General features: G+C 60.8%; 22 protein-coding genes. 2 read left to right on the forward strand and 20 right to left on the reverse strand.

Going from position 1 to position 23,870, the window contains the following annotated elements; all coding sequences use genetic code 11:
* The 18 genes from serA to AC1D2N_RS12325 form a co-directional block, all read right to left on the reverse strand.
* A partial coding sequence (serA, locus tag AC1D2N_RS12240; protein ID WP_477981338.1) for a phosphoglycerate dehydrogenase occupies positions 1-911 on the reverse strand: 911 nt, incomplete at its 3' end.
* 564 nt (positions 912-1,475) lie between these two features.
* Positions 1,476-2,480 carry a C-terminal binding protein gene (locus AC1D2N_RS12245; RefSeq protein ID WP_477981340.1) on the reverse strand — a complete coding sequence of 335 codons (1,005 nt, stop codon included), beginning with the start codon at positions 2,478-2,480 and terminating at the stop codon, positions 1,476-1,478.
* 16 nt (positions 2,481-2,496) lie between these two features.
* The gene (gene msuE, locus AC1D2N_RS12250) at positions 2,497-3,057 is read right to left on the reverse strand and encodes an FMN reductase (RefSeq protein WP_018516845.1); all 561 of its coding nucleotides are present in this window, start codon (positions 3,055-3,057) and stop codon (positions 2,497-2,499) included.
* Between the two features lie 73 nt (positions 3,058-3,130).
* Positions 3,131-4,312, reverse strand: coding sequence for an acyl-CoA dehydrogenase family protein (locus AC1D2N_RS12255; RefSeq protein WP_018516844.1), 1,182 nt, complete (start codon positions 4,310-4,312; stop codon positions 3,131-3,133).
* A gap of 118 nt (positions 4,313-4,430) precedes the next feature.
* Positions 4,431-5,537 carry an LLM class flavin-dependent oxidoreductase gene (locus AC1D2N_RS12260; RefSeq protein WP_018245534.1) on the reverse strand — a complete coding sequence of 369 codons (1,107 nt, stop codon included), beginning with the start codon at positions 5,535-5,537 and terminating at the stop codon, positions 4,431-4,433.
* A 202-nt stretch (positions 5,538-5,739) separates the two neighbouring features.
* Positions 5,740-6,822 carry an LLM class flavin-dependent oxidoreductase gene (locus AC1D2N_RS12265; RefSeq protein WP_018516843.1) on the reverse strand — a complete coding sequence of 361 codons (1,083 nt, stop codon included), beginning with the start codon at positions 6,820-6,822 and terminating at the stop codon, positions 5,740-5,742.
* The gene (locus tag AC1D2N_RS12270; RefSeq protein ID WP_018516842.1) at positions 6,819-8,549 is read right to left on the reverse strand and encodes a dipeptide ABC transporter ATP-binding protein; all 1,731 of its coding nucleotides are present in this window, start codon (positions 8,547-8,549) and stop codon (positions 6,819-6,821) included. Before AC1D2N_RS12270 ends, AC1D2N_RS12265 begins: the two co-directional genes overlap by 4 nt.
* Positions 8,528-9,376 (reverse strand): ABC transporter permease, encoded by an 849-nt coding sequence (locus tag AC1D2N_RS12275; protein ID WP_018516841.1) that lies wholly within the window; start codon positions 9,374-9,376, stop codon positions 8,528-8,530. Before AC1D2N_RS12275 ends, AC1D2N_RS12270 begins: the two co-directional genes overlap by 22 nt.
* Positions 9,373-10,383, reverse strand: coding sequence for an ABC transporter permease (locus AC1D2N_RS12280; RefSeq protein ID WP_018516840.1), 1,011 nt, complete (start codon positions 10,381-10,383; stop codon positions 9,373-9,375). The genes AC1D2N_RS12275 and AC1D2N_RS12280 overlap by 4 nt, the downstream gene beginning before the upstream one ends.
* Before the next feature lie 37 nt (positions 10,384-10,420).
* Entirely contained in the window at positions 10,421-12,070 is a 1,650-nt protein-coding gene (locus AC1D2N_RS12285; RefSeq protein ID WP_026242334.1) for an ABC transporter substrate-binding protein, read from the reverse strand.
* Positions 12,071-12,254: 184 nt separating this feature from the next.
* A complete protein-coding gene (locus AC1D2N_RS12290) occupies positions 12,255-14,588 on the reverse strand; it encodes a molybdopterin guanine dinucleotide-containing S/N-oxide reductase (RefSeq protein ID WP_018516838.1) in 2,334 nt (777 codons plus the stop codon).
* Between the two features lie 127 nt (positions 14,589-14,715).
* The gene (locus AC1D2N_RS12295; protein WP_018516837.1) at positions 14,716-16,113 is read right to left on the reverse strand and encodes an FAD-binding oxidoreductase; all 1,398 of its coding nucleotides are present in this window, start codon (positions 16,111-16,113) and stop codon (positions 14,716-14,718) included.
* Positions 16,110-16,235 carry a rhodanese-like domain-containing protein gene (locus tag AC1D2N_RS12300; RefSeq protein ID WP_018245542.1) on the reverse strand — a complete coding sequence of 42 codons (126 nt, stop codon included), beginning with the start codon at positions 16,233-16,235 and terminating at the stop codon, positions 16,110-16,112. Before AC1D2N_RS12300 ends, AC1D2N_RS12295 begins: the two co-directional genes overlap by 4 nt.
* A 79-nt stretch (positions 16,236-16,314) precedes the next feature.
* Positions 16,315-16,917, reverse strand: coding sequence for a 2-hydroxychromene-2-carboxylate isomerase (locus tag AC1D2N_RS12305; protein WP_018516836.1), 603 nt, complete (start codon positions 16,915-16,917; stop codon positions 16,315-16,317).
* A gap of 12 nt (positions 16,918-16,929) precedes the next feature.
* Positions 16,930-17,499: a TetR/AcrR family transcriptional regulator gene (locus AC1D2N_RS12310; protein WP_018516835.1), complete on the reverse strand. Its 570-nt coding sequence runs from the start codon at positions 17,497-17,499 to the stop codon at positions 16,930-16,932.
* 51 nt (positions 17,500-17,550) lie between these two features.
* Positions 17,551-18,579 (reverse strand): ketopantoate reductase family protein, encoded by a 1,029-nt coding sequence (locus tag AC1D2N_RS12315; RefSeq protein WP_018516834.1) that lies wholly within the window; start codon positions 18,577-18,579, stop codon positions 17,551-17,553.
* A gap of 396 nt (positions 18,580-18,975) precedes the next feature.
* Positions 18,976-19,869, reverse strand: coding sequence for an NmrA family NAD(P)-binding protein (locus AC1D2N_RS12320; protein ID WP_018516833.1), 894 nt, complete (start codon positions 19,867-19,869; stop codon positions 18,976-18,978).
* Between the two features lie 67 nt (positions 19,870-19,936).
* The gene (locus AC1D2N_RS12325; protein WP_018516832.1) at positions 19,937-20,362 is read right to left on the reverse strand and encodes a MarR family winged helix-turn-helix transcriptional regulator; all 426 of its coding nucleotides are present in this window, start codon (positions 20,360-20,362) and stop codon (positions 19,937-19,939) included.
* A 200-nt stretch (positions 20,363-20,562) separates the two neighbouring features.
* On the opposite strand from AC1D2N_RS12325, the gene AC1D2N_RS12330 reads away from it, so the two are divergent.
* Positions 20,563-20,967 (forward strand): hypothetical protein, encoded by a 405-nt coding sequence (locus AC1D2N_RS12330; RefSeq protein WP_018516831.1) that lies wholly within the window; start codon positions 20,563-20,565, stop codon positions 20,965-20,967.
* 77 nt (positions 20,968-21,044) lie between these two features.
* On the opposite strand, the gene AC1D2N_RS12335 is transcribed toward AC1D2N_RS12330, so the two are convergent.
* Both AC1D2N_RS12335 and AC1D2N_RS12340 read right to left on the reverse strand, forming a co-directional pair.
* Complete coding sequence (locus tag AC1D2N_RS12335; protein WP_018245549.1) at positions 21,045-22,016, reverse strand: alpha/beta fold hydrolase; 972 nt, start codon at positions 22,014-22,016, stop codon at positions 21,045-21,047.
* Positions 22,017-22,107: 91 nt separating this feature from the next.
* The gene (locus AC1D2N_RS12340) at positions 22,108-22,794 is read right to left on the reverse strand and encodes a glutathione S-transferase family protein (RefSeq protein WP_018516830.1); all 687 of its coding nucleotides are present in this window, start codon (positions 22,792-22,794) and stop codon (positions 22,108-22,110) included.
* A 104-nt stretch (positions 22,795-22,898) separates the two neighbouring features.
* Between AC1D2N_RS12340 and AC1D2N_RS12345 the strand changes: the two genes are divergently transcribed.
* A complete protein-coding gene (locus AC1D2N_RS12345) occupies positions 22,899-23,474 on the forward strand; it encodes a TetR/AcrR family transcriptional regulator (protein WP_018516829.1) in 576 nt (191 codons plus the stop codon).
* The last annotated feature ends 396 nt before the right edge of the window (positions 23,475-23,870 follow it).

Raw genomic sequence — 23,870 nt, forward strand, 5'->3', positions numbered from 1 at the left:
CGTTCTTGGGCTTCTTCGGTCGACCCTCCAATATGCGGGGTCAGAATGACATTATCCAAACCTTGCAGCGGTGTTTCAAAACGCTCTTTGTTTGATGCCGGTTCCCTCGGGAATACGTCCACAGCCGCGCCTGCGAGATGTCCTTCTTTCAAAACCTTCGCGAGCGCTTCAAGATCCACCACGGTTCCGCGGGCATTATTGATGAAAATGGCTCCCTTTTTCATCCTGCGCAGTTCAGYTTCRGWTATCATGTTTTGCGTCGAGCTGGTCTCTGGAACATGCATCGTCACAAAATCTGAGATTTCGAGGAGCTCGCCAAGCGTTGCCATCGATTCTGAATTGCCGTGGCGAAGCTTGTCCGAAGGATCAAAATAGCGAACGTTCATACCCATGCTTTCGGCAAGAACGCTTAGCTGCGAACCGATATTGCCATAGCCCACGATGCCCAGCGTTTTCCCGCGCACCTCACGACTACCTTCGGCGGTTTTGTCCCATCCGCCGTCATGAGCGGAAGCCGAACGCGGGAAAATCCGCCTGGTCAGCATTATGATCTCGCCGATCACAAGCTCGGCGACCGAGCGCGTATTCGAATAAGGGGCGTTGAATACCGGGATCCCGCGTCGACGGGCCGCATCCAGGTCGACCTGATTTGTCCCCACAGAGAAACAACCGACGGCCATCAGCTTCTTGGCGGAGCTGAAAATCTCCTCAGTCAGCTGCGTGCGTGAACGAATTCCGACAATRTGGGCCTCGGCTATATGACTTTTGAGATCTTTGTCATCCAGAGCCTTCGGCAAATGGGTCAGGTTGACGTAGCCGGATAAAGCGAAGTAGTCCACCGCGCTCTGACTGATCCCTTCCATCAGAAGCACGGAAATTCGATCGCGAGGAAGAGAAAGGTCGGCAGGCATAAGGCTCCGTTGCCGCAATTCAGCATATGCCGACAGTCATGACGAGCGAACGGCGGGCTGTCAAAAAACAGCGGTCGCCGTTTCTCTACAATGATCTGCACATCTTTGATCATCAAAGGCCGGCTCGTCTTTGGTCCGCAAGCCGCGAGTATGAGCTCTCCATCTGAAGAGCCGTCTTCAGCATCTGCTACCGAGCACTTGCAATCGAAAGAAGGTTGGCAAATGGGGCCGTCTTCGATGATTATTCTCAAGTCAATTGATTGACGAGGTCATTGAGCAGCCGGCCAGAATGATCTCCCGCGACTGCGGCACAGGGACCGTTTTTCGAAGGCGGGCCCATCCGTCTAAGCGGATGGTCGGGGTGTTTCCAGGATGGCCGTCGGATTTGACCGAAGGATGGGGTGAAGATGCAAGGCTCTTTGTCGCAAAAGTCTGAGAAGTCAGCGGTTCGATTCCAGTCAAGGCGATCACCTTTCAGTCGGTAGACCTACACGTGATTTGCCTTCCGATCAGAGCGGGATAGCAAGCGCTCGACTTGATGTCTCGTTTCCGAATGACCGCCGCTCACGCCGTGATCTGATTTCGCAGCCGGCCCTCGTCGAGCAGGATCTTGACGGTCTGTGCTGCGTTGTGGCGCATCTCGATGGCTGCATGATCGGAGTAGAAGGCATTGTGCGGCGTTATCACCAGCCGCCCCTCAAGCCAGTCACTCCTATCGCGCCATGCTGTCAGCAGCGGATGATCGCGCGGCGGTTCCTGCGCCAGTGTGTCGATTGCCGCCGCCGCGAGATGGCCATTTCGCAGTGAGGCTTCGAGGGCATCGAGATCGTCGAGCAGTTCTCCGCGCGCGGTATTGACCAGGATGGCTCCGGGCTTCAGCCGGGAAAGTCCATCCGAGTCAAGAATACCGCGCGTGTCGTCGTTTGCCGGGCAATGCAGGGTGACGATATCCGCCTGGGCGAAGAGGTCATCTAGCCGGTCGGTGCGTTCATAGCCGACCGCCTTCTCATGGCCGGGCGGCTGGCCCGGATCATAGCCCAGGATGCGGAAGCCGAAGGGCTTCAGGCGGTTGACCACAGCCGTCCCGATCCGTCCGACACCTATCACGCCCACCGTGGTCCGGTTCGAGCGGGCAAGTGGCTTGAGGCTATGGACCTGCCATCCTGTCGTATAGCCACGGGCACGGGCATCATGCTCCCAGAGTCGCCGGTGCAGCGACAGCATCATCGCGAGCGCATGGTCGGCGACTTCCTCCGCGCCGTAATCGGGATTGTTGGCGAACGGGATGCCTGCATCAGCCAGAGCCGAAAGATCGATCTTCTCGTAGCCGACACCATAGCGGACGACGCCCCTGCAGCGTGAAAGATGGGCGATACTTTTCGGCCCGAGCCGTGCGCCCCAGACCATCAGGGCATCAAGCCGAGCCAAGCGCTCGGGCGAGAAAAGCGTTTCGTCGGTGGTGGCGAAGAAATCGATCTCGACATCGTCGCCGAGCACCTCGGCCTCGAGATCGGGCGCGCCGAACATGTGATCGGTGATGCCGACGACATATTTCTTTTGTGCTGTCATTTTGCCAGTCGACTACTTATTCCGCGGCAATTGCGTCTGCCGTCGAGCGGGCTTTCACAAGGACGGAGGCCTCAGCCAGCGCCTGGTTCACCCGACCGAGAATGGCCGTTGACGGAATGCCATCAGTGAAATCGCGGCTCGAGGCATAGATTGCCGTCGGCAGCACAAAAGCCTCGAAAAAAGCAAACAGCGGGCGAAGCTGATGCTCGACAACGAGGGAGTGTCGATCGCCACCGCCGGTTGCCGTCAGGATGACGGGTTTGCCGCGCAAGTCTGCCGGATCGAGTAGATCGAAGACGTGCTTGAACAGGCCCGTGTAGCTCCCTTTGTAGGTTGGCGAACCGATGACGAGCGCTTCTGCGTCGATGATTGTTTGGATCACCGCTCTTGCTGCCGGATCGAGGTCCGCGACCGATCTTGCGGCCGCCAGTGAGGTGCCGAGGTCTTCGACGTCGAACACCGCATGCTGCAGGCCGGCCTGCCTCGCTAGCGATTCCGTGACGCTCTCCACGAAACGCCTGGTGCTGGACGGGCGGGAGAGATTGCCCGAAAAGCCGACGATCAGATCGTTGCTCATCTAAATTCCTTTCGCGAGTTCGCCTCGATCATGCGAGGGAGGAGGGAGGCCATCGGACGAGGCGCTCTGTTTGCTATGCTGTTTTGAGGACCGTCAGCCCAGCCGGATAGCTCGAGCGGACACTTTCCTCTCTATTCCATCGATCAAAGGCAGCGCGGCCCAATATCGAAATAGAAGTATCTTCCTGCGGCGCGTGGACGAGCACGGATTGGATATCCCTGAAATGCCGTTCAAGTCCCAGGTCGGCACTAAGTCCCGGATTGCCGATGCCACGTACCGCGATCTGCACGGCTTCGCGCAGTTGTCGGCCTGCGATCAGCCGAGCCCTTATCATCTTTTCCGCGTCGCCATGGTTGGCGTCGAGCGCGCCGAAAATGATCTGCCGGGCGCCGGAGACAAGCAGGTCGATCTCACCTGAGAGCGTCACGAACCGCTCCGTGCGGGCGATGGGATGGCCCAGATTGGCGGGCACGCGCTCATGGGCGAAGCGGATGAAGGCAGCCTGGGCAGCCTCAGCCGCGCCGAGATAGATCGCGGTCAGCGCCAGCGTGATCGCCGCATGGGCGCGATTGTCCTGCTGAGCCACCGACGGATCAACGAGTTCCAACACGTTTTCCGTTGGGATCTCGACGTCGGTATATTCGACGTCGTGCGAACCTGTGGCGCGCATGCCCAGGCTGTTCCAGTTCTCGATCACGTGGATGCCGGGCAATCCATTCGGCACGACGAACGTTCCGACGCGCGCGGGCGTTTCGTCGGTATGCGCCCAGACAAGGAAATGCGTCAGACCGTATGCGCCGGTCACGAAGCGCTTGCGACCGGTGATCGACCAGCCGCTTGCCGTGCGGCGGGCGACAGTCGCGGGCAGGCCGCCGCGGGCCGGAGACCCCAGTTCCGGCTCGACGCGTGCGGCGTTGAGCAATAGCGGTCTCTGCTTAGCCTCTGCCAGCAGGCGCCGGTACAGATCATCAGGCCAATGGTTCTTTGCGGCTTGGCCGAGATGATTGAAGATCGTCATGGCGCTGATGAGCGCCACCGAGGGATCACCCCGCCCCAACGCCGCCAGAATGTGGGCCGCATCAGCGAGCGTCGCGCCTTGACCGCCATAGCGGATCGCAACGGTGCTCTCCAGGAGACCGCTCTGATGAACGGCCCGGATACCGATCCAGGGAAATTGACCGGTTCGATCCGCATCCGGTGCGGCGTCCGCGATAACGCGCACGGTTTCATCTGGAACGATTGTATCATGGGACATGCGGGTCGACGCTTTCTGGCTGTTAAGGCAGTCCTATCCCTAGGCAAAGGACGAGCAGATCCGGCTGCGTTGAGAAAAAGGGGACGTGCAGTCCGGCGCTCGGGCCAGACTGCACGCATCACGCAGCACTCTTCTTCTTGTTCGCCTCTTCCCGTTCGCGAATGCCTTCACGCACGAGCGGCAGGATGTAGCGGCCGTAGTCGACCGCATCATTGTAATTGTCATAGCCGCGGATCGAGATCAGATCGCAGCCGAGATCGATGTAGTCGAGGATGGAATCTGCAATGGTGCGCGGCGAACCGACAAGCGCAGTGGTGGCGCCGCCAGCATTGGTCGCGGTCACCGTCGGATACCATAGAGCGCGGTCATGGACATCGCCGCGTGCTGCGATGTCCAGAAGCCGCTGCGAGCCGACATTGGCCGGGCGTGCAGCATTGAGCGGCGCACGGGCCAAGCCTTTCTGGCGGTTTTCGTTCAGCTGGTCGAGAACTCTATGCGCCTTTTCCCATGCCAACTCGTCAGTTTCCGCCACGATCGGCCGGAAGGTAACCCATATGCGAGGGCGATCCGTCCGGCCTGCCCTTGCCGCTTCCGCGTAGATCCGTTCGATCTGCTGCTTTGTTTCTGCAAGCGGCTCGCCCCAGAGCCCGAAAATGTCGCCCAGCGAACCCCCGATGCGATACGCGGCATCCGACGAACCACCGACCGAAATCGGGATCACGCCACTGGTTGGGCGCACCGCGCTGCGGAATTGCTTGAACTGGTAGTATTTCCCATCGAAGTCGAAGGGTTCCTTGGACGTCCAGGCCAGACGAAGGATCCGGATATATTCTTCCTGGCGCTCGTAGCGCTCCTCTTTGTTGAGGAAGTCGCCTTCGCGGGCCTGCTCTTCGTCGCTGCCGCCTGCAATGAAGTGAACGACAACACGCCCGCCGCTCAATTGATCGAGGGTTGCAAGCGATTTGGCTGCGACCGTCGGATAGACGGTGTTCGGGCGCAAGGCGACGATGATCTTGATGTGCTTCGTGTGTGCCAGGACCGTGGCGCCGAGCGTGAAGGGATCGAAGGAGGCGGAGGAGTAGGGGATCAGCGTGTAGTTGAAACCATAGTCATCGAGGGCGCGTGCGTACCGCTCCAGGAAACGAGGATCCACAGGCGCGTCGGGAATGGGGTTGAGGTCGTTCGACGCGTTGGGAAAGCTTACGCTAATGAATTCCGCGGACATGTGAGCTCCTTCAGGTTGCAGACCATTGCATTGACGTTAAGGCGCGGCAGCGCCGCGAGGAAGACAGGTCATTCTCTTTCTATCGATTTTATAGAAAATATTCGCTATCGCGGCGGATGGAGTAGGACCCGCTCCCGGCCATGGCGTTGACACTTGATGTCTTCAACTGTCCTGGCATCGAGCCGTGTAGCCTGTGCATGGGTTACGAGGCAGGTGACCAGCCAAGTCCTGGAGCGACTGTCTCGGCCAGATCGGTCAGCAACCGTATATTCTCGGCGAGGCCGAAGGCGGGAGGCAGGAAGAGCACGACCTCGTCTGCGGCTGCGAGGCCCGGGTCGTTGAGCACTGCCTCAATCACTTGATCGGGCGTGCCTTGGAAGACAGGTGAAATCTGAGCGCCGGCTGGTTGGCTGGCGGGCGCGAGGGCACCTTTGGGACGCGACGCGGCAATTCCGATGGTGCGACGCTCGAGGTCATAGGCAGCATATTTCTCTCGAAGTTCGGCGGTGGTCCCGACCAGGATGGAGGCGGCGACTGCGACCGATGGCGGCTCCGTTCCCCAGGTCGTGCGCCAGGTGGCGCGGAACGCCTCGATAATGCGAGCCTGATACTGCCCGAAAGTCTCGCCCTCGGCATGGTCGTGCTGCACGGTTCCCGAGATAAGCCCGATCCCGAGCTCGGCCGCCTGCACCGCCGAGTTCAGGCTGGCTGACCCTTGTCGAATGCGCGAGCGCAGGGTCGGGCTATGCGGCGTTACGCGCAATTCGGCGCCTTGCGGGGCACCCTGGCCCGGCGAAACGACCGTATGGAGGACTTCGCCTGCGATCGCTGAGAGGAAGCGCGCCTGGCGCCGTTTCGCTTCCGTGCGAGCGTCGGTGTCGACTGCACCGAACACAGCGTCGAAGGCCGCGTTGGCACCAGTCGAGATGGCCAGCTCCAGCCGGCCATCGATGAGCAAGTCTGTCGTACCGGCCGCTTCGGCGAGCAGGATCGGGTCCTGATAGCGCATTGGGATGACCGCCGATCCCAGGTTGATGCGCTTGGTGTGCTGACCGGCCGCGGCAAAGAACGGAAGCGGCGAGGAGAGGTAATGGTCGAAGTGTCGCTGATAGGCCCATCCCGACTGGTAACCCAGCCGCTCGGCTTCCTTGAATAGTTCGATCCCGTCGCGCAGACCTTGCGCCGGTCCGGCCTCGTCATTGAACGATACCCGGGTGTTGAAGCCAAGCCGCTGCTTTGGTCGGAACGACGCGGGCTGAGGATTTACAGGCGCAGCGATGGTCATGCGATCTTTTCCTCGTTGAAGATCCGCCGAGGTTGCGGGTGTGGTGCACGGGCGATACCAGCGCCGCCCGATGGGATCGATTCCAGCAGCGACCGCGTATAGGGCTGCTGGGGGTTTCCGAAGATGTCGGTGACGCTCCCATGTTCGACGATGCGCCCGCGCTGCATCACCGAGACGGTGTGCGCGAGTTGGCGCACCAGAGCCAGATCGTGGGAGACGAATACATAGGTCAGGCCAAGCCTGGCTTGTAGCGAAAGCAGCACCTCGACGATGTCGGCCTGAACGCTGACGTCGAGCGCGGAAGTCGGCTCGTCGAGCACGATCACATCAGGCTTGAGGACCAGAGACCGAGCGATGGCCACGCGCTGGCGCTGTCCACCTGACAAGGCTTCCGGCTTACGCAAGAGCAGGTGCTCGCCGAGCCCGACATTGGCCAGCGCTTCGCGGACCCGCGCGGAGCGCTCCTCGCGGGTTCCGATCTTGAACCGGTCGAGCGGTTCTCGTACCAGCTGCTCGACTTTCCAGGTCGGGTCCAGCGACGTGAACGGGTTCTGGTAGACGAGCTGCAGGTGGCGCCATACCGCGCGCAGCGACTCGGGCGAGCGACCGTTGAGCTGCTCGCCGGCGACCGCAATGTTCCCGATGTCGGGTTGTTCGAGCCCAAGCAGCAGCCGGATTGCCGTCGTCTTGCCCGAACCGGATTCGCCGACCAGCGCGTGTGTGGTGCCAGCCTGGACGGCAAACGACACGTCGTTGACGGCCGTCAGAACCTTGCCGTCGACCGTGAAAGTCTTCGTGACGCCGCTAACCTCGATCTTCGGTGCCTTGTCGGTCTTGGTCCCGAGGAGATGGAAGGCGGGGTCTCGTAGCTTACGGTAACGATCGGGGTTGAGGGCTGGGACGTCGGCATGCAACTTCCTAGCGTATGCCGAAGCGGGCGCGGAGAAGACAGCCGTAGTGCTGCCGGCTTCCTGGACGATGCCGTCCTTGAGCACCACCAGAGAGTCCGCCCGCTCGGCGGCGATCGCCAGATCGTGGGTGATGAGGAGCAGGCTGATATCCAGTTCGTGCTGCAACTTGGAAAGCAAGTCGAGGATGCGCTTCTGGATCGTGACGTCGAGCGCTGACGTCGGCTCGTCTGCGACCAGCAGCAACGGCCGGGGGAGGACAGCAAGGCCGATCAGCACGCGCTGCAGCATGCCGCCGGACAGCTGGTGCGGGTAAGAGTCATAGACCCGCTGGGGGTTGTCGAGGCCGACCTGGGCGAAGGTCTCCAGGATGAGCGCCTTGCGGATTGCCTTATTGGGCTCGTCGACGAGTGCTGCCGCCTCCATCGCCTGGGCGCCGATCGTCCGCACCGGGTTGAGCGAGTTGCCGGGGTCCTGCGGGACAAACCCGATCGCACGTCCCCGCAAGGGCCGGAAACGACGCTCCGAGAGGCCCAATACCTCCTGGCCGTCGAACTCGACGCGGCCGTTAGCGCGTCCACCAGTGGCGAGCAGTCGCAACACCGCGCGAGCGATGGTCGACTTGCCCGAGCCCGACTCTCCGATGAGGGCGAGGCTCTTACCGCGGCCGAGTTCAAAGCCAACGTCACTGACGACTTGCTGCGGTCCGTAGGAAACCGACAGCCCGTCGATCCGGAGCAGGGGGGACGATCGCCGGAGCGCCGACCCGGTGACGTCAGTACGGGCGAAAAGCTCAGTCAGTCTGTCTTGCGAAGCCATCGGCTGATCCTGTTCACGGAGAGGACGGTTGCGATCGTGACGAATGCGGGCGCGTAAACCAGCCACGGCCATTTGAGGTAGTCCTTGCCGATCGAGATCAGCAGGCCCCAGTCGGAGGCCGGTGGAGGGTCGCCGTAGCCGAGAAAAGCGAGACTGGCGATCACCAGGATCGAGTCGCCGAACTGCAGCACCGCAAGCGGCAGCACCGAGCGCGAGGCGTTCGGCAGCACGTGGCGCCAAAGGATGTGCCAGCGCGATCCACCCAGTAGAAAGGAAGATTCGACGAATGTCGCTTGCCGGGTCTTGATGACCTCCGAGCGCATCACCCGGGCGAAGAGGGCCACCGCCGAGACGCCGGTTGCGATGGCGGCGTTCGTGGTGTCGAAGCCGATCGCGGTGACGACGATGACGGCCAGCAGGAATTTTGGAATTGCAAGCAGCACGTCGACCAGGCGGGCAAACAGGGTATCCACCCACCCGCCGAAGAAGCCGGCCAGCAGGCCGATGAAGCCACCGGCGAAAACGCCGATGACGACGGCGATCAGCGCGCTGGCGACCGAGGAAGATGTGCCATAGACGACACGGGTATAAAGGTCGCGGCCGAGGTGATCGGTGCCGAACCAGTGCGCCGCACTGGGGCCCAGCAGCTTTTGAGCGGGAACGCCGTTGACCGGGTCATAGCTCGTGAACAGGTTCGGGGCGAGCGACCAGGCGATCGCCAGCGCGACGATAGCGAAAGAGAGCGCGACGACCGGCGGTACGCGCAGCGCCGTCAGCCACCCGATCGCGGTGACGCGCGAGGTAGAGTAGGTGGAGGCGAGGGTCATGAGGTCACCACCTTGGAAATGCCGACGGAACCTTCGTCGGCTGTAGTTGGACGACGCTGGGGAGTGCCAAGCAGCTTCACGCGCGGGTCGAGCAGCGGGTAGGCAAGATCGGCGATCAGGTTGACGACCACGAAGACCACCGCTGCCAGAGAGACGACCGCCTGAAGCACCGGCAGGTCCTGAGTGCTCACCGACCGCTGTACCAGGCTGCCGAGACCGGTGCGTCCGAATACCGTCTCGGTGATCAGCGAGCCGCCGAGCAGTTCGCCGATGGTAAGCGCAATGACGGTAATGACCGGCAGCGAAGACGGCTTGAGCAGGTGCTTGGCGAACAGGCGCATTTGCCCGAGGCCGCGGCCCCGCGCGACGGCAGCGTATTCCTGCCCGGACTCATGATCGAGATTGGCGATGAGCACTTCGGCGATTTGCGCGGAGATGGGGATGCCGAGCGCGATGGCCGCGAAAAGGGTCGCCCAGAAGCTGTCGGGCTCGATCACGCGGAAGACGCCGAGCTGGAAACCGAAGAGGTGGATCAGCACCAGGCCGATCACGAAGTTGGGCACCGACAGGAACAATGACGGGAAGCCCCGCAGCAAGCCTTGGCCAAAGTGTTTTGGAAGAAACTGCGTGCCATAGGCGATCACCGCCGCGAGCAGCAGCGCGACGACGAGGCCTGCAGAAGCAAGGACCAACGTCGATGGGAGCACCTCGGCGATCAGCGTCGTGACGGGCCGGTTGGTCCGCATCGACAGGCCGAGATCGCCGGTCACGAAGCCGGAAAAGGATGTCCACAACTGGACCGGGATCGGCTTATCCAGGCCCTGGGCAGCGATGATCTCCTTGATCTCATCCGGTGTGAACCCATTCTGGGGGTTGTTCAGGACATTGGTGATCGGGTCGCCGGGCAGGATGCTGACGACGACGAAGGTGAAGACATAGGCCAATAGGATCACGACGATCGCCTGTACGAGGCGTTTTGCGGCGTAGTTTAGGTAGGCTTTGCTCATGCCGTCACCTTCTTACGTTGCTCGGTTGAATTGCGGGTTATTCGCTTTTCGTCGCCGTGTAGTAGCTGGCATAGGCGACGCCGTTATAGACTTCGCCCTTGAGCTTCGGGGATTGGACGTAGATCCGCTGGACGATTTGCGTGCGCGGGATGAAGTAGCCCTGATCGAGAATGTACTTCTGCAGTTCGTCGAGGAGCGGCTTGCGGCCTTCGATGGAACCGGCGCTGGCGATCTTGTCGCGGAGTTCGTTGAGCGTCTTGTCGCTCTCGTCGAGGGCGAACCAGTTCTCGCCGTTGTTGGCGTTCGTCAGGATACTGGCGACGGTGCCGGCGTCGATGAAGCTGCGCGTCACCTCATAGGCCGGCACTGCCGGACCGCCGTATTTGACCTTTTGGCCGAAGGTGACGACATCGTAGGCACGGATAGCGACTTTCCAGCCGATCTTGCCGAGTTGCTGGGCGATGAGTTCGTCGACCGATTTCGAGGTTGCGAGGTAGGGGTTGGAATGCAGCGTCAGCACGAGCGGCTGGCCGTTCTTGGTGCGGATGCCGTCTGCGCCCTTGACCCAACCCGCCTCGTCGAGAAGCTTCTCGGCCTTGTCGGGGTTGTAGGCCAAAAGCGCGCTTTGATCGGTCGCTCCCGGCACGTTGCTCTGGATGAAGGACGTCGCGAGCTTCCAGTCGGGTGTGTAGACGGTGTCGATGATCTCCTGGCGGTTGATGCCGGCCTGCAGGGCCTGGCGGACTTTCACGTCGTCATATGGTGCAAGCTTGGTGTTGATTGCCCAACCGTTCACGAAGCCGAGGTAGCGCGGTGTCGCGGTGGTGAATCCCTCTGCCTTCAAAGACTCCAGCTCCTGCGGCGAGGCGTTGTAGGCTACGTCGGCCTGGCCGGACTGGACAGCGGCCACGCGCAGCGAGGGCTCGGACACCAGCTTGTAGGTGATCGTGTCGAGATAGGCCGGACCGGTATGACCGACTGCCGCGGGCCCCCAGTTGTAGTCCTTGCGCTTGACCAGCTTGACGAAGTCGCCCTCCTTCCAGGAGTCGACCACGTAGGGGCCGCTGCCGGAGGTCTTACTGAGGTCGGCCTGCTGGGCGGCGGGCTGAGCGAGGGTCTTCGGGGAAATGAGGATCGAGCCGTGATAGCCGAGGGTCGGGATGAAACCGAGCGTCGGCGCCTTGAAGAAGACCTTCACTGTGGTCGCGTTCACCGCCTCGGCGTGGTCGTAGGTCTTCGGGAAGAGACCAATCGGGTTGATGCCTTCGCTCTTGCGGCCGGCGTACCAGATGTCGAGGTTGGCGACGACGGCCGACGCATCGAGCGCCGTGCCGTCGGAGAAAGTGACGCCGCTCTTCAGGTGCAGGGTGAACTCGGTGGCCTTGTCGTTCTGCTCCCAGCGTTCGGCGATCCAGGGGCTGACCTTGCCGTCAGCATCGACGTAAAGGAGCTTATCGGTCACATGGCCCCAGATGTGGCCCTGGAAGCTGGAAATGGCGCTGTTGTTCGGGATCCAGGTATCACCCAGCGAGTCAATCAGGAAGGTGATGTCACCGCCGTTGTGTGGGCTATCGGCACTCAGAGCCGGATTGAACTCAGCCGTTACCACCAAGGCGGCGATTGCCAACGCAGAGGTGGCGATCAGCAGACGCCGGGAAAGGGAGAACGGGGAAGAGCGTTCGATCATAATGCGGTCCTGTATTGTTTGCCAAGTAGATCACGACGCATAGCCTAAGCAGGGCAACAGGAGGGAGAAAGACCAGTTGTTCTTTTTCTACTAATTTTATGGATTATTTTGTTCGGTTTCTGGGTGTGTGAGGATCAGCTTTTCCGGGCGCAGTGCATCCTTCGCCGTGGTTGATGAAGCCGATCTACTGGTTGCTGGCCTTCGTGCTGGACCTCTCAGCCTCGTCTAAGAACGTCATCCCCTCGAATATCCGCACCGGAGGCAGTTCGCCGACGAACCGCTCTACCTCCACCCTGGTAAGCTGTCCGGTCGAGCCCTGGGCCAATTGCGAGGTTCCGACATCGCGGGTGAGGATGTTCGGATTGCCGTGGATGCACATGGCTTTGTCGGAGGCCGCATTGTCGGGTTCGAACCACGCACCCGTCGCAAGCTGCATCACGCTCTTTCGGACGTCCTCGCTGATCACCGCGGCTGCAAGGCAACTGCCGCGGGCGTTGAACAGCCTCACAATGTCGCCATCGGAAATGCCGCGTTCAGCCGCGTCAGCCGGGTTTATACGAACCGGTTCCCGCCCCTTTATCTTGGTGGAGCGGCTGAAATCGCCGTAGTCCAGCTGACTGTGCAGCCGCTGATGCGGCTGGTTGCAGACCAGATGGAGCGGGAAGCGGCTTTTATCGTCCTCCGCCTCCGCCCTTGGCGGATACCATCGCGGATGGCCGCGGCAGTCGTCGTAGCCGAAGCTCTCGATCGTCTGCGAAAAGATCTCGATTTTTCCGGATGGCGTTTGCAGCGGAGATGCAAACGGATCATGGCGAAAGGCACGCGCCGGTCCGCCATCGTCGGGTTTGAGCGGCAGGCGTATCTCTCCACGTTCCCAGAACGTCTCGAAGTCGGGAGCTTCGTGTCCACCGGCTACGAGCGCCTTGCGCGTTGTTTCGAAGAGGAAGGTTAGCCATTCCCGGCTGGTGCGGTTTTCGGTGAACTCTTCGAATTTGCCGAGACGGCACGCGATCTCAGAGAAGATCTCATAATCGTCCCGTGCTTCGCCGACCGGCTCGATCAGCTTCTTCATGGCGACCATCAGCGGATCGCGGTCCGCCGCACCGATATCGTCACGCTCGAGCGTGGTCGTCGCCGGCAGCACGATATCGGCGTGGCGCGCAGACGACGTCCAGGCCGTCTCATGCACGATGATGGTCTCCGGTTTCTTGAATGCCGCCCGCAGCCTGTTGAGATCCTGATGGTGATGGAACGGGTTGCCTCCCGCCCAATAGACGAGGCGGATATCGGGATAACGCATCGCGTGGCCGTTGTAGTTGTACTCGTGGCCCGGATTGAGGAGCATGTCGGCGATGCGCGCGACGGGAATGAAATCCGACACGGCATTCTTGAATTGGCTGAACGTCGGCAGCGGGACGGCGAGCTGGTGTTTGCCGATGTTGCCCAACGCTCCAAGGGAATAGGAATAGCCGCCGCCATCCAGCCCAATCTGCCCGAGCATTGCGGCGAGCACGATGCCCATCCAGACCGGCTGCTCGCCATGGTCGGCACGCTGCAAGGAATGGCTGACGGTGATCAACGTCCTGGCGCGCGCCATGGAGAGCGCGAGGGTCTTGATGGTGTCGACGCCGATGCCGCAGATGTGGGACGCCCAATCCGGGCCCTTTTCGACACCATCGATCCGGCCAAGCAGGTAGTCTTCAAAACGTTCGTAGCCGACCGTATATCGGTCGAGAAATTGGCGATCGTGCAATCCCTCGCTGACGAGCACATGCGCGAGGCCGAGCATCAGCGCGATGTCGGTGCCGGGTAAGATGGGCAGCCATTCGGCATTCACCTCAGCAGGAAAATCGTCTTTCAGGGGGCTCACGAGGACAAAACGCGCACCTCGCGCGTGCGCGCCGTTCAGCGTCCGGGGCACGATATGCGCGCTGATGCCGCCGCCATGCACATCGGTGTTCTTGATCGCCATCCCGCCGAAGGCGACGACCAGCTCGCTGCTCCGTTCGATGGCATCCCAGGTGACGCTCTTGCGGTCGAAATGATCGTATGGTCCCAACACGTGCGGGAGGATGACCATTGCCGCACCGGAGCTGTAGGTGTTGACGGAACCGACGTAACCACCCAGCACGTTGAGAAACCGGTGGATCTGGCTTTGTGCATGGTGGAAGCGTCCGGCACTCGACCAGCCGTAGGATCCCCCGAACACGGCTTCCGGGCCAAAGTTTCCGTAAACGCGCTGCAGCTCTTTTGCGACGAGGTCGGCTGCGCGCGGCCAACTGACCTCGACATAGTCGTCCGACCCGCGATTCTGCGCGTGATCCGGCGCGCCTTCGAGCCAGCCGCGCCTGATCGCCGGCCGCCTGATGCGCATAGGGCTATGGGCGATCGCCGGAATGTTGCCCAGCAATGGCGACGGATGCGGATCGCCCGGATGAGGCCGGACCTCAAGACCTCCGTTTTCGTATCGGCCTGAAAATGCCCCCCAATGGGAACTGTGGGTCTTGAAGCTATTCATTTGACAGTATCCTCGGCGATCAAGCCGTTTTCAGAGTACAGCGCCGCGCGTCTTTTAAGACGCGCCAAGGACGCTGTAACGCTTTGAAATGCTGCATAATTCCTTAAATCGATTCCGATTTAAGGAATTATGCAGTAGCCGGCGAAACATGGTCTGGAAGGACTTTGCCGGGATTCATGATGCCTTTCGGATCGATGGCATTTTTGATGACCGCCATGAGATCCACGGCATCTCCGTGTTCCTGACGCAAATATTTGATCTTGCCTGTGCCCACCCCATGTTCGCCCGTCGATGTGCCATCGACCGAAATCGCGTATTCCACCATCTTCTTGTTGATGGCGGCGACCTCGTCGAGTTCTGCCTGGCTCGTCGGATCGACGGCGAAGACAACATGGTAGTTGCCGTCGCCGACATGGCCGAGAATGGCGGCCGGCACGCTGCAGCTACGCAGCAGTTCGCGCGTGTCGAGAATGCAGGCACTGAGCTGCGATACCGGCACGCAGACGTCGGAAGACCAGCCCTTGGCATTCGCACGCTGGGAAACGACGGCATAAAACGCATTGTGACGCGCCTTCCACAGGCGGTTGCGTTCTTCCGGCGTATTGGCCCATTCGAAGTCCTTGCCGCCGTTGTCCCCGACGATGCCGGCGACCATCTCGACCTGTTCCTGCACGCTGGCCGGAGAGCCGTGGAACTCGAAGGCCAGTGTGTCCTCGATCTTCAAGGACAGGTTCGAATAAGCGTTGACGGCTTCAATCAGACCGCGGTCCATCAACTCCATCCGCGCGACCGGAATGCCGAGCTGCACGACTGCGATGGCCGCAGCAACCGCCTGTTCGACATTCTCGAACGAGCAAAGCGCGGCCGAGGTCGTTTCCGGAATGCCATAAAGCCGAAGCGTCACCTCGGTGATGATGCCGAGGGTCCCTTCGGAGCCCACGAACAGCCGCGTCAGATCGTATCCGGCCGACGACTTTCGTGCCCGCCCACCGGTTCGGATGATCTGACCGCTCGGCAGAACGACGGTTAGAGACAAGACGTTTTCGCGCATGGTTCCGTAGCGCACGGCATTCGTGCCTGATGCGCGGGTCGATGCCATACCGCCGATCGAGGCATTGGCGCCCGGATCGATCGGGAAGAACAGGCCCATGTCACGCAGATGAGCGTTCAACTGCTCGCGGGTCACGCCGGCCTCAACCGTGCAATCCAAATCCTCGGCGCTGATGCGGACGATCTGCGACATGCGGGAGAGATCGATGGAAACACCACCCCGTACCGCGCTCAGATGGCCCTCGAGGGAGGTACCGGCGCCGAATGCGATGACCGGCACGCCTTCGGCCGCGCAGAGCCGCACGGTTTCCGCTACGTCCTCCGTGTTTTCCGCAAAGACGATTGCATCCGGAATCGCGGCGATGTGGTGGGATTCACCGCGGCCATGCTGCTCCCGCAAGGGCTGCGATGTGGAGAAGCGGTCACCGAAACGGTCGTATAGCGCCTCGATAAGAGCAGGGGAGAGCGCGCTCACTTGTCCGCTCCGCGCGACATCGGTGTCGTGAAAGAGCCGTCAAGAATGACGTGGCCAGGATGATCGAGATGCGCCGCCAGCCATTCGGTGAAGACCAGGGAACCCGGCGAGCAAAGAGACATGAGAAACCCCGGAATTGCGATCTGAGGTTTGCGGCCCGGCTGCGTTCGAGCGGGCGCGCACCTCGACTTTACGACAGGATCAGGCGACCAGTTTTGCGCCCTTGAGATGACGTTCGAGGAAGGGCAGGCTGTCCTGCCCCCAGTAAAGCTCGTCCTCATAACGGAATGTCGGCAGCCCAAACACACCGGCGTCCTTGGCGGTCTTGTAATTGGCCTTCCATATCGACAACACGGCGTCGCTCTGGGCACGCTCATCCAGCGCTGCGCCATCGAAGCCCGCGGCATCCGCGATTGCGCGACGCACCTGTGCGTCACCGATATTTTCTCCGCGCAACCAGAAGGCCTCCTGCAGCGCTTTCGTCAGCTTGAACCAGTCTTTGCCCGCATCGATGGCGGCAAGGATCATGAAACCCGCCGGCGTTGGATCCGACAAGGCCGCGCGATTTTCGAAGTTCAGCGTTTTGCCCCGGACGGCCGCCCAACGCTTGAGATCCTTCGTCCAATAAGCTCGACGGGCCTCCGGTCGGTTACGAGAATAGATGGCGCCGTTATCCTCAATCAGGGGGATGACATAGGGGCGGATCGTAGCGTTTTGTTCGGAAGCCAGTGCCGCGAACGCGTCCAGACCGATGAAAGCCCATGGCGAGCCAATGCCGAAGAAATAGTCGATGATCTTTGTCATATTATAGTGCTCTCAAGATGTCCGGTCGCGTAGGATTGCGGCGTCGAATACAGAAAGTGCGCAGTCTCGGGCGACGAGAACCGCTGTTGGATCACGTCCGACTGCCACCGTCGCAAGCGCGCCTTCATAGAGAAGCGATAGATGAGCAGCCGTCTGGTCGGGCCCTAATTCGGCTTTGGAGATAATGGCACGGAAGATGTCGCTCACGGCCTTCTTATGCGTTCGGGCGACGGACACGACGCGTTCTGAGTCGCCATGCTCGGCCACCGCAAGAGCAAATGCGCAGCCCCGGAACTCCGGGCTGTCGGCCTTTTCATACAGGCGCTCGAAAATAACTCTCACCTGGTCTCTCGGAGCAGCCGTCGCGTCCAAGGCCTCCCGCAAGGAGCGAACAACACGTTCGTGGCGATCCTGGAGATAGGCCGCAACAAGATGATCCTTGGACGGGAAGTGTCGATATAGCGTTGCCTTTGCAACTTTCGCTTCTTCGATAATGCGATCTATCCCAACAGCCCGAATACCTTCGCTGTAAAATAGCCCGCCGGCTGCGGCGAGGATCTGATCTGATATGGGTTCTCTCATTGGATCGCTTCAGGTTGGTGGTTGCATCGTTGAACAATTAGACGGCGACAATCAGTTCGTTGCGGCGAGATCGGTGTTGCTCGCCCGATAGGGCCTGTCGACAAGTGATTGAATCGCGTCAAGCGCCAGTGCTTTGGTGAAGCCGCCTTGATGCTCCAATCTGCCAGCAAGATTCTGGACAACCTCATTGTAGGGTGTCGGAATATTGTGCAAACGACCCAGCAAGACGATTTCGCCGTTGAGAAAATCGACTTCACTCGAAGCGCCTCTGGTAAAACTCTGCCAGGTCGATTGTTGACCGGGATGGATGCCACTGTCCTGAGCTATACGCCACCCTGAAAGATCTGTGGTCCGTTCAGAGGGTGAGGCGAGGTTATAACCGGCAGCCTCGAGAGCCTGGCGAGCTTCATTGACCAGCGCCTCGGCGATGGAGACGCGGAGATCCTCGGCCCCAACGAACAATTCCAAGACGTTTCTGACGTTGTGAAGAAGTTTGGCTGATTTCCAACGGCGGATATCATTGCTGGTTTCCGCCAGATAATTAGCGCGGGTGAGGTCCGCCGCAATCTGCTCGGCTGTTTCATCAGAACCCGACGGGAAACGCCCTATGGTGACCACGCCGACCTGCGGATCACCCGCCACTGCAACGGAGCCGGTTTCGGTAAACCGTGCTGGCGTCAGAATACTAGCTCCGTAAACCCTGGCGAAAGTTCTGAGCGCAATCGCTTCTGTCGCCAAGCCATTTTGAAAGGTGACGACGGGGAGACTGGCAGCCGTTGCACCTCCCGAATCCGACACAGGACGCCATGACCAGGAGGCCAGGGAGCTTGCCGCGTCCTGAGTTTTGACCGTCAACATCAGGATATCATCGAGGGTCAATTTGGGCGGGTCGCTGAGGTCGAAAGCGTTAAGCCCGGTCTGTCGCTTGCCAGAGGGACGTTGGTAGCTCAAACCATACCTCTTTATATGGCCGATCTGTGCGCCACGTCCGACGAGCGCATATGTGATGCCGGAAAGTTCGAACTGCGCAGCGAGGCTCGCACCAACCGCGCCTGCCCCCACGATAACGTATCGTGTCATCTCTCTTCCCAAATCTGATTTATGACCAAGGCGGACTAGCGTGTGGCGTCAGCGAGAAGGTCGACAAGCCCACGTTTGAAACATAGGCATGTAAATGGGCCGAAGAAAGACAGGTCGTTCTCTTTCTACTGATTTCGTAGAAAATAGTTTGGAATTTGGACGTTTTACGGCCACCTTAATCTCCGCCGGCCATGGATCAAATAAGAAGCAAATTCTGGAAAATGCCTTCGGTAGATCCTGTAACGAGGGCGACTTTACCTGAAAGGTTGATGTTCAACTTGCTTCTCCTGGAAGGTTGGCCGGGCGGCGCATTCATCGCGCCGCCATCAGCTTGTGGACGGAGCCGGCGTTTCAGACCCGGTGATGCCGATGCTCGTCGGGCCGCGCCAGAGCGGCTTACGCCGCCGCGTTCAGGGTATTGAAGGCGGCCCGGTGCGAGGTGACGAAGTCCTGAACGGTCATCGGCGGCACGCCTGTCACTTCGGCGATGATCTTGTCGGCGCCCGAGAAGATGCCATTCTGGTAATCGAGGGCGATCGCGCAGAAATGCTGGATCAGAAATTCCGGCAGGCCGAACTTTTCCAGGCGATCGCGATAGGCGGGGATGGTCAGCGGCTGGTAGCTGATCTTGCGGCCGAGCACCTCGCTGATGGCCGCGGCGATGCCCGGCTGGTCAAGCTCGGTCGACCCATGAAGCGTGTAGGTCTTGCCGATATGGGCGGCCGGATCGGCCAGCAGCGAGGCGATCAGGCGGGCCTGGTCCTCGGCGGCGATCGGCGCATGACGGCCAGCGCCGTAGGGCAGATCAATGATGCTCTGCTCGACGATCGTCTTGCGTGCAAACGGGTAGAGCAGCCATTGCGAGAAGAAGGTCGGCCGCAGGTGGATGGTGGGAACACCCGACCAGTCGAAGACCCGCTCGGCGATCCAGTGATCGCGCGCCGCATGGCTCTTGGAGTCCTCGCGCGCGGAGATCTGCGACATGTTGATTACGGCCTTCAGCCCGGCGCGCCTGGCCGCATCGGCGAAATATGCCGTCGTCTGGATGATGCCGGGACGGACCGGATAGCAGAAATAGGCGGCAGTGGTGCCGGCGGCAGCGCGGATAACGTCGTCATGCTCGAAGAGGTCGCCAACCACGACCTCGGCGCCTTCGTTGCGAAGCGCGTCGGCGCGCTCGTCTTGCCTGTGGACCATAGCGCGGACGGAGTGGCCTTTTTCGAGCAGGCGTTGGACGGTGTAGCGGCCGGTCTCACCGGTTGCGCCGGTAACGAGGAACTTGTCAGTCATTTCTATCTCCTTGTGTTTGGCTGCATCATAAAGTGTGTAATTACACAGTTTTGGGTAAAAAGGGGAGCTACCCGCCGAGGTTCAGCTCCAGGATTTCATCGCGCATGCGCACGGCGCGGTCCTGTCCGACCTCCCGCTCAAACGCGGCCTGGGCGTTTTCCCAAAGGGGGACAGCCTCCGCCACCTTTGCGACGCCGGAGGGGGAGAGGGTGACATCGAAGGCGCGGCCGCTGTCGGCTCTCCCGGCGACAACCCATCCGGCTGCCTGCAGCGGCTTCAGCGCGCGGACGAGCGTCGTACGCTCCATGCTCAGCATATGGGCCAGACTGGTGATCTTGAGGCTCTGGTAGGCTTCTAGCAGCGACAGGATGGAGAACTGCGAGACCGACAGTCCGGCAGGCGCCAGATGATTGTCGTAAAGACGGCTCAGATGGCGCGCGTTCTGGCGGGCGGCGAGGGCGTAACAGAGATGGGGACCAGTGGGTGTCGGCATGGGGCACATCTAAATGTGCAATTGCACAGTGTCAAGCGCGAATCTCGGCGTTCGACGGACAAAGTAGAATGCTCGCCACATCCCGATTCCAAGGCTCATTGCTTGACGTGCAATTACACACTATATCCCGCAAGGTCGATGTTGAGTTTGGATCGCGCTCACGCGGCCACCCCAGAAATCACGCCTTCCGGAGAAACGTCATGACGGGCAGCAACGGAGAAAAGCACCCATTCCTCGATGATCTTGCCGATGACGCCGAACTGAGAGGGACGGTCCTGCGCCGTCCGGTTTCCGGCCGTGACAATATCAAGCGCCTGGTCGAGGCCGTCGGCACGCTCTATGCCTCGCAGACGCCGACCTTCTATGGGGCGATCGATCAGCGCCATTTCCTGCAATACAAGGCAACACTTCGCACCGGCCTCGATCTGGAAGCGGTAGGTGTCATCGAGCGCGACGAGACCGGGCTCGTTCGGCGCGTGACGATGACGTTTTTGCCTTTGGACGCTGCGCTGTCGCTGTCGGCAGGACTGGGCGGCATTGTCGGGGAGGAGTTTGGTGACGATCTCTTTTACGACGCGTCGGTCAACGAGATCACGGCGTCCTGATTGCCAGACTCGCATACGATCGCGCGCAATGGCGCCGGAGGCTGGGCTACAGCCAGCCCCCGGCCTTTTCCACGCCATCAGCCGCGAAGGAACGCCAGCAGATCGGCGTTCAATCGGTCCTTGTCGACATGCAGCAGCCCATGGGAGCCGCCTTCGTAGACAATGAGCTTGGCATGTGGAACGAGCCCGGCGGTCAGTTTCGCGGAGATTTCCAGCGGGACGATCTGGTCGTCGCTGCCGTGGACCACCAGCGCGGGAACGGTGATCTTCTTGAGGTCGTCGCGGAAATCGGTTTCGGAGAAGGCGCCAAGCGCGTGATAGGCGGCAAGAAACCCGGTTGCCTGTCCCTGACGCCAGTAGCTCTCCCTAAGACCTTCCGAGACGTGCGAGCCCGGACGGTTGAAGCTGTAGTACGGCATGGTGACGTCGAGATTCCACTGCGACCGGTTTGCCTGCACAGCGGCGCGGAACGTATCGAACAGCTCCTTTGGCGCTCCGTTTGGATTGGTCGCGGTCTTGAGCAGGAAGGGTGTCACCGAGGAGACGAAGGCGACCTTGGCGACGCGGCTCTGGCCGTGACGCGCGACATAACGCGCGACCTCGCCACCGCCCATCGAGTGGCCGACGAACGTTGCCTCGCGCAGATCGAGCGCTTCGACCAGTTGCGCCAGGTCGTCGGCGAAGGTGTCGTAGTCGTAACCGCCGGACGGCTGGCTCGACCGGCCAAAGCCCCGACGGTCATGGGCGATGACGCGATAGCCGTTCTGCAACAGGAAGAACATCTGGTCCTCCCAGGCGTCGGACGAGAGCGGATAGCCATGGCTAAATACCACGGCCGGACCGGTGCCCCAGTCCTTGAAGTAGAGGTCGGTGCCGTCTTTCGTGACCAGGCGGTCGCCTGTGAGCTTCCCGGCATGGACTGACGCGGGCGTTTTTGCTGCCGCCAAGTTCGCACTGGCACCGGCCGCCGCCAGTCCGACGCCGGCGATGGCAGCCCCTTTCAGCAGGTTGCGCCGGGAAGCGCTGTCGGGTGTTGAGATCGTAGACATGAGGAAACTCCGTGAGATTATGCCGCCTGGGCGGCGCGAGTGGGTAATGTGGTTGGACGTATCGGCGCGATGTTCAGGCCGGGTGCGGGGATCAGAAGCCGAGCCTGCGCAGATCCTCCGCGACGAACATCTGGCCGCTGCGATTCTTGACGCTCGGCAGCTCGGAGACTTTTGCGCGCCAGGACTTCAGCGCGGAATGATCTTCAGGGATGGCAATGCCGGCGGCGTCGGCAAACATCAGCCCGGCAAACACCGTGATGTCGGCCATCGAGAATGCATCGCCGGCGACGAACGACTGGTCCTGCAACAATCTGTCGAAATATGTCATGCCGGCGAGCGCCTTGTCGCGCTGGCGGTTGCCCCAGTCCTGGCGGCCAGCCCATTCCGGGCTCTTGAACACTTGTAGCTCGCCGCCGAGGCCGGGGGTCGCGTGGTGGAAATAGTTGCCGACCGCATCGAGCAGCTCGGTCTCGGCCCGCTTCTGCATCATGTGGATGACGGCCTTTTCCTTTGGCGTCTTGCCGGTGAGCCGCGGATCGCCGTCGAGATTGTCGAGGTATTCGGTGATGGCAGTGGCCTCCGCGATGTAGGTGCCGTCCTCGAGCTGGAGCACCGGCAGCACGCCCGAGGGGTTCTTTTGGAGGAAGGCGGGTTGCTTGTGTTCGGCACCGATAAGATCGACGGAAACAAACTCGACCTGCGGTTCGAGATCCTTCTCGGCGAGCACGATGCGGATGCGGGCCGGATTGGGAAACCCGGGGCGATCGAAGATTTTCATGGGAGACTCCTTTATCTGTCTATCGATAGATAGATTGCAGTCGTCGTTTATCCCTTCCCTTTTCCGGCGTCAACAACTATCTATCGAGTGATAGGTAAGGATCGATGATGGCCAAAACCAAAACGGATATGCGCGAGGCGGTCATGAGCGCCGCAAGAGCGACGGTGCAGGCGCACGGTTATAATGCGCTTAGCTTTCGTGAGCTCGCGAAAGAAGTGGGGATCAAGAGTGCCAGCGTGCACTACCACTTCCCGACCAAGGGCGCCCTCGGCGCCGCATTGGCGCGTCGCTACACCGAGGACGGAGCAGCCTATCTGACGGAGCTGCTGGCGACGTCCGAAAACGCGACCTGGTGCATGGACAGATATACTGAGATCTTTCGCTCAGCTCTGGCAAACGACAATCGCATGTGCCTGTGCGGAATCATGAGCGCCGAACTTGACGACCTTCCCACGGAGGTTCGGACCGAGGTCGATAAATTCGCCGCTATGAACGTCGGTTGGCTATCCAAGGTGCTCTCGCGGGCCAAGCCTTCCGCAAGCGACCAAGACCTGCAGGAGCACGCGATGGCGATCTTCGCAGCCATCGAGGGGGCCCAGCTGGTCGCGCGGGGCTGCCAGGACATCGGCATCTATGACCGGACGATCCGGGCTTACCGAGCGACAGGTCTCTTCCCGTAATTGGCCGGCGGCTCAAATGGGGGTGGCAGTTGACTCAAGTGAGGCGATGGTGTTTTGCGCAAGTCCGCCGGCCGACCTATCCGGCGAGCCACTTCAGCGGCATCTGCGGTCGAAATACCCCTCCTACTCAGTCAGTTGATACTGCTGGCCGCGGGCGTGGTTCAAAATCAGCAGCAATACAAGATCGTCGGGTCCATCCCCGTCAAGACCGGCAGGTTGGCAGTCGTCTCGGTGCGCACTTGGTCTCGCGCGCGGCAGAACCGCCTCCGTTGGCAATTTACCCGCACAGAAAGTTACGAGGCCTCGATTCTACGTGCAACCTGTTCGGGAGTGTTGAAGGCGTGGATTTATCGATTTAAAGGTGACTAAAATAATCATCTTATGTTGACAAGGCCA

It is taken from the genome of Rhizobium sp. P1_B8 (assembly GCF_056406515.1).